Genomic DNA, 236 nt, shown 5'->3' with positions numbered 1-236 from the left:
ATTTTAAAATGAAAAAAATTTTTAATTTACTAGAAATAATTATTTTTTTAATTCAAAATAATTATTTTAAGATTTATTTATTTCATCAAAAAAACAATTATAATCTGGATAACCAAACTTTATATTTAAATTATTCGGATCTTTATGAAACAACATTGCTTTTAAAAAATATTAAAAATCCGTCTTTTAAAATTCAAATGAATTTAAAAATGGATAAAAAATACACTTTTGATCTC

Annotated in this window: 1 protein-coding gene; it reads left to right on the top strand. The window is 15.3% G+C overall.

The genetic code is table 11. The annotated features are described in order from the left end of the window. Positions 1-236, top strand: a 236-nt coding sequence (locus M8044_RS02570) for a hypothetical protein (RefSeq protein WP_273585475.1), incomplete at both ends; no start/stop codon positions are given.

The sequence above is a fragment of the Columbia Basin potato purple top phytoplasma genome (assembly GCF_028595955.1).
Lineage (GTDB): Bacteria > Bacillota_I > Bacilli_A > Acholeplasmatales > Acholeplasmataceae > Phytoplasma.
This window is presented reverse-complemented; position numbering and strand designations above follow the sequence as displayed.